Below are 9,356 nucleotides of genomic sequence, written 5' to 3' on the forward strand. Positions count from 1 at the left end.
GCTGGGACAACGCGCCGGCGACCCGCCCGACCGGTTCCTGGTCGGGCTGGCCGCCCTCAGTCTGCTGGCCGAGGCCGCGGAGGAACGGCCGCTGTTGTGCCTGGTGGACGATGCGCAGTGGCTGGACGCGGCCTCCGCGCAGACCCTCGCGTTCGTGGCGCGGCGGCTGGAGGCCGAGCGGGTGGCGCTGGTGTTCGCGCAGCGCTACCCCAGCCCCGACGCGAGCGGCGCCGAGGTGCTTGCCGGGCTGCCGGAGCTGCGACTAGACGGGCTCGGTGAGGCCGACGCGCGGGCGTTGCTGGCCGGAGCCGTCCACGCGCCGCTGGATGAGCGGATACACGACCGGATCATCGCCGAGGCGCGCGGCAACCCGCTGGCGCTGCTGGAGCTGTCCCGAAGCACGGAGCCGGCCCCGTCAGCGGAGCTGGCGGGCGGGTTCGGGCTGCCGGATGCGCTGGGCGTGCCTCGCCGAATCGAGGAGAGCTTCCGGCACCGCTCGGGCAGCCTGCCCGACGACACGCAATTGCTGCTCCTGGTCGCGGCGGCCGAGCCGGTCGGCGACGCGGCGTTGCTGTGGCGTGCGGCCGAGCACCTGGGCATCGGCGCCGAGGCCGCCATGCCGGCGGAGGCGGCGGGGTTGCTGGAGATCGGTGCCAGGGTGCGATTTTCGCATCCGCTGGTGCGCTCGGCGGTCTACCGGGCCGCATCACCGTGGGATCGCCGCCGCGCGCATGGCGCGCTGGCCGAGGCCACCGACCCGCAGGCCGATCCCGACCGCCGCGCCTGGCACCGCGCGCAGGCCGTACTGGGCACCGATGAGACGGTCGCCGCGGACCTGGAGCGCTCGGCCGGCCGGGCACGCTCACGCGGCGGGCTGGCCGCGGCGGCCGCGTTCCTAGAGCGAGCGGTGGTACTGACGCCCAAGCCGGCGGAGCGGGCTCGCCGAGCGCTGGCTGCCGCGCACGCCAAGCACCAGGCCGGCGCGCCTCACGCCGCCTCGGAGCTGCTGACGGTCGCAGCGGCCGGACCGCTGGACGCGCTGCAACACGCCCGAGTCGAGCTGCTGCGCGCGCAGATCGCGTTTGTTCTGACGCGCGGTAGCGATGTGCCGGGGATGCTACTGGACGCCGCCAAGACGCTCGCCCCGCTGGATGCCGTGCTGGCCCGCGAGACATACCTGCAAGCGCTGGAGGCGGCCATCCACGCCGGTCCGCTCGGTCAGGGCCGCGGGGTGCTGGAGGTGGCCGACGTTGCCCGGGGCGCGCCCGTACCGTCGACGCCGCCGCGACCGCTCGATCTCCTGCTCGACGGGGTGGTGACGAGGTTCACGCAAGGGTACGAGGCGAGCGTGCCCACTCTGCGGCGGGCGTTGGAGGCGTTCCGCGACCAGTCCGGGGCTGAGGACGACGGCCGGCGCGGGCTGTGGCTGGCCTGCCGCGTCGCGTTCATGCTGTTCGACGACGAGATTCTTTACGTGCTGACCAGCCGCCACGTCCGCCTTGCTCGCGATGCCGGCGCGCTGGCCACGCTCGCCACCGCGCTCAACTTTCACGCCACCATCATGGTGAACGACGGCGAGCTGTCCCGCGCCGCCGAGCTGGTGGCCGAGGAGAGCGCGATCACGCAGTCGATCGGGGCCCCGCCGCTGCCCCACGCCAGGCTCGTGCTCGCCGCCTATCGCGGCCGGCAGGGCGAAACCTCCGAGCTGTATGCGGCTGCGGTCCGGGATGTGACCGAACGGGGCGAGGGCACCGTTGTCACCCTGGGCCAGGCCGCGCTGGCGGTGCTGCACATCGGCCTGGGCAACTACGAGGCCGCGCTCGCCGCCGCGGCGGGGCCGTGCGACTACGATGAGCTGGCGCACAGCAGCGGGGCTCTGCCCGAGCTCATCGAGGCGGCCGTTCGCGTCGGCGAACCGGTGCGCGCGGCGGCCGGGCTGGAGCGGCTCAGCTCGCGGGCCCGTGCCAGCGGCACCCCGTGGGCGCTCGGGCTGGAGGCGCGCTCGCGGGCGCTGATGAGCAGCGGGCCAGCCGCCGAGGAGCTGTACCGCGAAGCGATCCAGCGGCTCGGCGACTGCCGCAGGGTGCCCGACCTCGCCCGCGCCCACCTGCTCTACGGCGAGTGGCTACGCCGCGAAGGCCGCCGCAAGGACGCCCACGAGCAACTGCGCACCGCGCACGAGCTGCTGTCGGGCATGGGCCTGGAGGCGTTCGCGGCGCGCGCAGCCCGCGAACTGCGCGCCACCGGCGGGCAACCACGCAAGCGGACCGCCCAGCCGGCCGACGCGCTCACCGCCCACGAGTTGCACATCGCACGGCTGGTAGCCACCGGGGCCACCTCCAAGGAGGCCGGCGCGCAGCTGTTCCTGAGCCCGCGCACGATCGACGCGCACCTGCGCAGCATCTTCCGCAAACTCGGCATCACCTCCCGCCGGCAGCTCAGGGACCTGCAGCTTCCCTGACCTCCAACCGGCGTGCGCCACGACCGGGAATCTGGTCGAGGTTTCAAAGGCGATGTTCGCCGACGCGCACGCGGTGCGAGGGCGGCGAGCATGAATGCGTGTCCGGGACGGCCGCAACACCCAAGAACCCGAGCGGGACGGACCCGCGCCCCAACCACCACCGAACCGTGAGAAAGGGGTTGCCCCTCGACGACGCAGATGAGGGCTGTCATCGTCCCCGAGGCGAAAGCCCGCCTGGAATTACCGGAGCGGCCGGTGCCGGATCCGCGGTGCGGTGAGGTGCTGGTGCGCATCCATGCGTACGGGATCTGCGGAAGCGACCTGCCGTATCGAAGTGGACGGGAAAACACATGCGCGCTGTGATGAACACCGACGACGGCATCCACACTGTCGAGGTCGATGAACCTGGTGGAGCAGGGGTCCGGCTCTCGGTGGCCGCTGTGGGAATCTGCGGCACCGATGTCATGTTCGTTGGTGCCGGGGTGATCGGATTCATCTATGGGCACGAGTTCGCCGGAGTCGACGACACCGGTAACCGCTATTTCGTCGAACCGACCATCTATGGTGGGGAATGCGCGGAATGCCGCGCCGGTAACCCACAGCGGTGCACTGAGGCCGGCCACGGAACCCTCGGGATTTACCGCGACGGCGGCCTGGCCGAAGCGGTGGTGGTGCCGGAATACACGCTGTTGGCTCTGCCCTCGCAGCTGGACGTAAAAGACGCATGCTTGGTCGAACCCGGCGCCGTCGCCTGGCACGCGGTGCGCCGCGCGCAGGCGCGACCCGCTTCGGTGCCGTCCCCGTGCAGGTCTCCCGGTCTTGCGAGACTTTCGAAGCGGTACACGAAGCCTGCGGAGGAAGTCCACAGAAATACCCACCGACCTCCAACTTCATTTCCTGGATCTCCTTGATATCGATCCACGAGACATCCACTGGAGATCAGTCATATGCGGAAAACGGGGCTGGCCGACGATGTGGTGAAGCGTTTCCAGTGACCGGGCAGGCTTGGTTCAGACCAGGGTCCTGGCGAAGGTGGTGCGATTGGTCGACTCCCGCTCCACCAGCGTGGGTGCGATCAACTGCTTCAGCGGGCGGGCGCTCCGGCCGCCGGATATCTCCTCGAGCAGCAGGTCGACCGCGATGTCACCGACTTCCTCTGCGGGCAGCCGGACAGTGGTCAGCGGTGGTGACAGGAACGCGGAGAAGGGGTAATCGCCGAAACCGATCACCATCATGTCGTCCGGCACCTTGAGCCCGCACTCCTCCAGGGCGCGGTACAGGCCGAGCGCGAAGTAGTCGTTGCCGACCACGACCGCGTCCGGCAGCCTGGCCCGGCGCAACATCCGGCGCGCCACCTGGTAGGCCTGCTGCGGCTGCCATGGCAGGGCGGCCTGCTCGTGCCGGCGGGTGGGCACCCGCATGATGCTGCCGCGCGGCACGGACAGGCCGGCCTCGGCCATGGCCCGGCGGAAGCCGGCGATCCGGTCGGCGATGGTGGTGATCGGCAGGTCCTCCTCCAGCACCACGATCGAGCGGGCGCCACGGGAGATCGCGTGCCCTGTGGCGCGGTAGCCGCCGAGCTCGTTGTCGGTGCCGACAAAGCGGTAACCCAGATCAGGCAGGTCCCGGTTGAGCAGCACGGTGGGCACACCGACCTTGCCGAGCCGCCGCCACGGATCGGCGCTCGCCTGAACCGGGACGGCTATCGACCCGCTCACCGAGGATCGCAGCAGCGACTCCACGGCGCGCGTCTCGTACTCCTCCGATTCGCCGGTCACCATCAGCAACAGTGAATAACCGTGATTCCGGGCGCGCAACTCGATGCTGGAGATCAGCTGCGCGTAGAACGGGTTGGACGGGTTGGTGATGACCAGGCCGAAGGTCATCGCGGAGCCCAGGACAAGCGACCTGGCCACCGAGTTCGGCACGTAGCCGACCCGCTCCGCCTCGGCGCGGACCAATGCCCTGGTCTTCTCCCCAATGCCGTCCTTTCCAGAGAGGGCACGCGAGACGGTGTTGACCGACAGGTTCAACGTTGCGGCGATGTCCCGCAGGGTGTGACGCCGAGTCCCAGCCATCCGAGTGCCCCTCTCTCGCTCGCTCCCGGTAACACCTTGTGGCCGCTCCTCAGCTCTTGACGGTGAGATAGATACGCAGTGTCGCTGACGGACTATTGCCCGCCACTGTGCCACGCAACCGCAGCCATTGGCCGAACTGGCCGACCGGCCAGGTCACCAGGCCGGGGCCGGTGACGACATGTTCGTGGCCGTCGAGGTCGCACCAGGTCAGGCCGTCCGGCGAGATCTGGGTGACCAGCCGTACCGCGACGTCGTCGCCGGACGCCGCAAGGGTGTGCACGAAGAAGCGCGCCTCGCCGGCCCACGCCACCTCGTACGGTTCCGTGGCGAAGTCGGAAACGAACGTCGTGTCCCGCTCGAGGACCGCCGTCTGCACCTGCCGCATAACGTCACCACTCCGTGGAAATGAGAACCGAATCGAGGAACAGGAAGTTGCGGACCGTCGAGTGGGTCCGCACTGAGAAGTAGAAGTTCAGCAGGTTCTCCAGCGAGTCGTAGCGCTCCTTGTACGGCGGGACCGGCACCGCGGACATGTCCATGATCCGATCGTTGACCTGCAGTTCGACGTTACGCCTGGCGCCCGTGTCGATGACCCAGCGCAGGTAGTGCCAGTTGACCTTCGTGGGCACCTCGTTGTAGCAGAGTTCCTGGGGCTCGCCGAACGGATGCCAGTCCTTCGGGTCGGGTGCGGTGAAGTCGGCCCCGTAGGCCAGCTTGACCTTGCCCTCGAGGTGCTCACGCGGCGTCGGTTCCGGCACGATCGGGTACACCCACTGCCGGGACAGCTTGTTGTCCAGCGTGGTGTTCAGGTAGCGGGCCACCGTGTGGTAGCGCAGACCGCCGTCGCCGCAGAGGTCGGTCGCCACGGTGAAGCAGCCGAACTGCGCCTCTGACGGGTGCAGGTTGCCGTCCCAGGTGACGTCTCCGAACTGGTCACCCGCGCTGCCGTCGATGGTCGCCTCGGCCTTGAAGGTGAAGTAGGCCTCGATCTGCAGCAGGCCGCGCCCGCTCATGGTGAGCCGCCGGATGGCGGTGGCGGTGTGCCCCTGGTAGGCCCGGGTGGCCAGCTTGAGCGCATACGACCCGGTCATGGCTCCATGGGAACCGATATCGAAGAACGAGCAGTTCGAGAGCTGCGGCGGGCGGAAGTCACGCATGTGATCATCAACCGTGGAGAGATCGCCATTGCCGTTGTAATTGCCCAGTAGTTCGGTCCAGCCGTGGGTGCCGGAGTTGAAGTCGTCGTAGGTCAGAATACGCCGAAGCGGCGAAAATTTCGACAACCTCGGGTCTGCCGACAAAATGGCGGCGCGAAGTTCTGCGGCCAGGTCGGGCCGCTCCATCGTGGTCATGCCGAATGCTCCTGAAAAGGGTTTAGGCAATGCCGATTGGCGAATGTCTACGCCGGCTGATCGACCGGAGTATGTCATACGGTCGCGATCGGACATTAACGTTAATGTTCAGCGACTGTCAACCCTCAGGGTAGCTACCGCCGTCGGTCCCGGGCGTCGTGGCGTACCGTTCCGCCGTGCTGTTTTCACTGGTCAGGCGCACTGAAATCGCGCCGGCCCGGCAGAAGATGTCGGCCAGACCCTTGACGATCAGGGCCCGCCGACCTAGCATCAGCCGGGCAATCGAATTAACGTTAATGTTCCAGACAGTTAACACGTCGCTCCGACAGCGGCTGACGGCTCGCCTTCGCCTGCGGATCACCTCCAAGACCGGCCGGCTCGGATGCGGGCCCGTCTCAACACCAAAGCCCCCCAGCACCAAGCCGTCACCGCCAGACGCTTACGGCGTCATGGCTCAACCTGGAGTTGCCCGATGCTGAAACGGGATGCCGACCGACAGCGATCGGACCGGCCATGACCGCGTACCTCTTCCGGCGCACGCTGTTCGCCGTCTTCGTGTTGTGGGGCGCCGTGACCATTGTGTTCCTGGTGCTCCGATTGGTTCCCGGCGATCCGGCCCAGCTCATTCTCGGCTCCGATGCCACCCAGGATGAGATCGCGCGGCTGCGCGAGCAGATGGGCCTGAACCGCCCGCTGGTGGTCCAGTACGGGATTTATCTCGGCGATGTGGTCCGGTTTGATTTCGGCGATTCCTACCGCTACCACAGTGACGCCATGGGCCTGGTGATGGGCAGGTTCCCGCTCACCCTTCAGCTCGCCGTCGTGGCGATGGTCATCGGCCTGGTGCTCGGGATCTCACTCGGCGTTGTCGGCGCGCTGCGGGTGAACCGCCTGGCCGACCGCGTGGTCTCGGTGTTCGCGCTGCTCTCGCAGTCCATGCCGTCGTTCTGGATCGGGATCATGTTCATCCTGGTGTTCGCCAGGCAACTGCACTGGCTGGCCAGTGGGGGCCACGGTGGATTCGACCGGCTGGTCCTGCCGGGGGTCACCCTCGCCCTGCCGCTGATCGCGATCCTGATCCGGCTGACCCGTAGCGGCCTGCTCGACGTCGTGCATGAGAACTACATCCAGACCGCGCGGGCCAAGGGCCTGTCCGAGCGGTTAGTCATCTTCCTGCACGCCATCCGCAACGCGCTCATCCCGATCGTGACGGTGGCCGGTCTCGAGTTCGGCAAGCTGCTCGGCGGCGCGGTCATCGTCGAGACGGTCTTCTCCTGGCCCGGCGTCGGGCGGCTGCTCATCGACTCCATCTCGGCCCGTGACTACAACGTGGTGCAGGCCGCGATCCTGCTGATCGCCTGCGGTTTCGTCCTGATCAACCTGGTCGTGGACGTCCTGTACGGCTACCTCGACCCGCGCATTCGGCTGGGACGGTGACCATGGACAGGCCAACTGAGCAAGTGCTGCCACAGAACGACAGCAAAGCGGCCGACAACCCGGCGCCCAGCGACCCCCCAGTGGCAGGCAGGACACGGGTCAAGATCGGGCGGCTGCGCATCATCGCCTCGTTGTCGGTGATCGCCCTTTACGTGGTCGCCGCGGTGATCGGGCCGATCCTGCTGAAGTACGACCCGGTCGCCACCGACCTCGGCTCCCGGCTGAAGCCGCCCGGCACCTTGTTGCCGGGCGGGCACACCGCCATCTTCGGCACCGACCAGGTCGGTCAGGACGTGCTCGCCCAGATGATGCAGGGCGCGCGGGTGTCGATAACTGTCGGTTTGGCGACCCTGGTGCTGGCCGGTGTCATCGGCGTCGCCGCCGGCATCGCCGCCGGGTACTTCGGCGGCTGGCTGGACACGGTGCTCATGCGGCTGGCGGACGTCCAGCTCACCTTCCCGTCGATCCTGCTGGCCATCTTCATCGCGTCGATCCTCGGGCCCAGCGTGGTGAACGTCGTCATCGTCCTTTCCATCTCCAACTGGGTGACGTTCGCCCGGGTCACCCGCAGCCAGGTGCTCGGGCTCAAGAGCCGGGACTTCGTCGACGCCACCCGTACCCTCGGCGCACGGACCTGGCACCTGGTGACCCGCAGCATCCTGCCGTCCATGATCGCGCCGATCCTGGTGGTCGCGACCGTGGAGCTGGGGCACGTGATCCTGGCCGAGGCGTCCTTGAGCTTCCTCGGCCTCGGCACCCCGGCCAGCACGCCGAGCTGGGGCATGACCATCGCCAACGGCCGGGACTACTTGTCCAACGCGTGGTGGATCTCCACGATCCCCGGCATCGGCCTGGCCATCCTGGTGATCGGCTTCGGCGTGCTGGGTGACGCGCTGCGCGACCGGTTCGATCCGCGGCTGAGGAGCATGTGATGGACGACCCACTGTTGTCGGTGCAGGACCTGACGGTACGGTTCCGCACCCGGGCGGGGACCGTCACCGCCGTCGACCGGGTGAGCTTCGACCTGGCCGAAGGGGAGACCCTGGCCATACTGGGCGAGACCGGCAGTGGCAAGAGCGTCACCGCCCAGGCCCTGATGGGGCTGGTTCCGCGACCGGCGGGACAGGTGGCCGGTGGCCGGATCGTCTATGACGGCACGGATCTGCTGGCCCGCCCGCGGTCCGACACCCGCCGGCTCAACGGGACCGACCTGGCCATGGTGTTCCAGGACCCGCTCAGCTCCCTCAACCCGGTGTTCCGGGTCGGCGCGCAAATCGGCGAATTGTTCCGGCGCCGTCGTGGCGCCTCCCGTTCCGAGGCGCGACGCAAGGCGATCGAGCTGATGGACCGGGTGGGTATCCCGGCGGCCGCACGCAGAGTCGACGACTATCCCCACCAGTTCTCCGGCGGCATGCGGCAGCGGGTGATGATCGCGATGGCGATCGCCCTTCAGCCCCGTGTGCTCATCGCCGACGAACCCACCACCGCCCTGGACGTCACGGTCCAGGCACAGGTCATGGCGTTGCTCGCCGAACTCAAGGCGGAACACCGCATGGCGATGATCCTCATCAGCCACGACCTCGGCGTGGTGGCCGGCGTCGCCGACCGGGTCATGCTCATGTATGCCGGTCGGGTGGTGGAGACCGGCGGGCTGCGCGAGGTCTACGAAACGACCGGGCATCCGTACACCCACGGCCTGATGGCCTCGATCCCGGCGCTGGACGGCCCGCGCGAACGGCTGGTGCCCATCAAGGGTTCGCCGCCGGACCTCATGCGGCTGACCGCGAGTTGCCCGTTCCAGCCCCGGTGCGAGTTCGCCACTGACATCTGTGACACCGAGCGGCCGGAGCTCATGCCGGTACCCGCCCGGCCCGAGTCGCATCGCGCCGCCTGCCACCACGCGAAGGAGGTCGCCGCCGATGTCGTCCCCGGCTCCACCCCCTCACCGAGAGCCTGGCTGACGCCGCGGTGCCCACGGCCACGTTCGAGGGCCAGAACAGGTACATCGCCCTGGCCAAGGACGACGCG

The 9,356-nt window shown here is 68.6% G+C and carries 10 protein-coding genes; 6 read left to right on the forward strand and 4 right to left on the reverse strand.

Features of this window, described 5'->3' with window-relative positions; genetic code table 11:
- From AB0J09_RS45075 to AB0J09_RS45085, 3 genes are all read left to right on the forward strand, one after another.
- The coding region (locus AB0J09_RS45075) for a helix-turn-helix transcriptional regulator (RefSeq protein ID WP_360705601.1) at positions 1-2,461 on the forward strand (2,461 nt) is incomplete at its 5' end.
- Between the two features lie 198 nt (positions 2,462-2,659).
- The gene (locus AB0J09_RS45080; RefSeq protein WP_360705604.1) at positions 2,660-2,824 is read left to right on the forward strand and encodes an alcohol dehydrogenase catalytic domain-containing protein; all 165 of its coding nucleotides are present in this window, start codon (positions 2,660-2,662) and stop codon (positions 2,822-2,824) included.
- Entirely contained in the window at positions 2,824-3,372 is a 549-nt protein-coding gene (locus AB0J09_RS45085; protein WP_360705607.1) for an alcohol dehydrogenase catalytic domain-containing protein, read from the forward strand. Before AB0J09_RS45080 ends, AB0J09_RS45085 begins: the two co-directional genes overlap by 1 nt.
- A gap of 99 nt (positions 3,373-3,471) precedes the next feature.
- Here the strand turns inward: AB0J09_RS45085 and AB0J09_RS45090 are convergent, their stop codons facing one another.
- From AB0J09_RS45090 to AB0J09_RS45105, 4 genes are all read right to left on the reverse strand, one after another.
- Complete coding sequence (locus AB0J09_RS45090) at positions 3,472-4,539, reverse strand: LacI family DNA-binding transcriptional regulator (RefSeq protein ID WP_360705610.1); 1,068 nt, start codon at positions 4,537-4,539, stop codon at positions 3,472-3,474.
- A 49-nt stretch (positions 4,540-4,588) separates the two neighbouring features.
- Positions 4,589-4,924: a hypothetical protein gene (locus AB0J09_RS45095; protein ID WP_192787214.1), complete on the reverse strand. Its 336-nt coding sequence runs from the start codon at positions 4,922-4,924 to the stop codon at positions 4,589-4,591.
- Positions 4,925-4,928: 4 nt separating this feature from the next.
- Entirely contained in the window at positions 4,929-5,891 is a 963-nt protein-coding gene (locus tag AB0J09_RS45100) for a DUF6772 family protein (RefSeq protein WP_225963633.1), read from the reverse strand.
- A 118-nt stretch (positions 5,892-6,009) separates the two neighbouring features.
- The gene (locus tag AB0J09_RS45105) at positions 6,010-6,207 is read right to left on the reverse strand and encodes a hypothetical protein (protein ID WP_360705615.1); all 198 of its coding nucleotides are present in this window, start codon (positions 6,205-6,207) and stop codon (positions 6,010-6,012) included.
- Between the two features lie 197 nt (positions 6,208-6,404).
- Between AB0J09_RS45105 and nikB the strand changes: the two genes are divergently transcribed.
- The 3 genes from nikB to AB0J09_RS45120 all read left to right on the forward strand — a co-directional run.
- Positions 6,405-7,328, forward strand: coding sequence for a nickel ABC transporter permease (gene nikB / locus AB0J09_RS45110; RefSeq protein WP_360705618.1), 924 nt, complete (start codon positions 6,405-6,407; stop codon positions 7,326-7,328).
- 2 nt (positions 7,329-7,330) lie between these two features.
- Entirely contained in the window at positions 7,331-8,260 is a 930-nt protein-coding gene (locus AB0J09_RS45115) for an ABC transporter permease (protein ID WP_360705621.1), read from the forward strand.
- Positions 8,260-9,356: ABC transporter ATP-binding protein (locus tag AB0J09_RS45120; RefSeq protein WP_360705624.1), on the forward strand; the 1,097-nt coding region annotated here is incomplete at its 3' end. The genes AB0J09_RS45115 and AB0J09_RS45120, both read left to right, overlap by 1 nt.

Source organism: Nonomuraea sp. NPDC049784 (assembly GCF_040659615.1).
GTDB lineage: Bacteria > Actinomycetota > Actinomycetes > Streptosporangiales > Streptosporangiaceae > Nonomuraea.

Coding starts and splice junctions, on each gene's coding strand:
- AB0J09_RS45080 (WP_360705604.1), top strand. CDS start 2,660: ATGAGGGCTGTCATCGTCCCCGAGGCGAAAGCCCGCCTGGAATTACCG.
- AB0J09_RS45115 (WP_360705621.1), top strand. CDS start 7,331: ATGGACAGGCCAACTGAGCAAGTGCTGCCACAGAACGACAGCAAAGCG.
- nikB (WP_360705618.1), top strand. CDS start 6,405: ATGACCGCGTACCTCTTCCGGCGCACGCTGTTCGCCGTCTTCGTGTTG.
- AB0J09_RS45100 (WP_225963633.1), bottom strand. CDS start 5,891: ATGACCACGATGGAGCGGCCCGACCTGGCCGCAGAACTTCGCGCCGCC.
- AB0J09_RS45090 (WP_360705610.1), bottom strand. CDS start 4,539: ATGGCTGGGACTCGGCGTCACACCCTGCGGGACATCGCCGCAACGTTG.
- AB0J09_RS45095 (WP_192787214.1), bottom strand. CDS start 4,924: ATGCGGCAGGTGCAGACGGCGGTCCTCGAGCGGGACACGACGTTCGTT.
- AB0J09_RS45085 (WP_360705607.1), top strand. CDS start 2,824: ATGAACACCGACGACGGCATCCACACTGTCGAGGTCGATGAACCTGGT.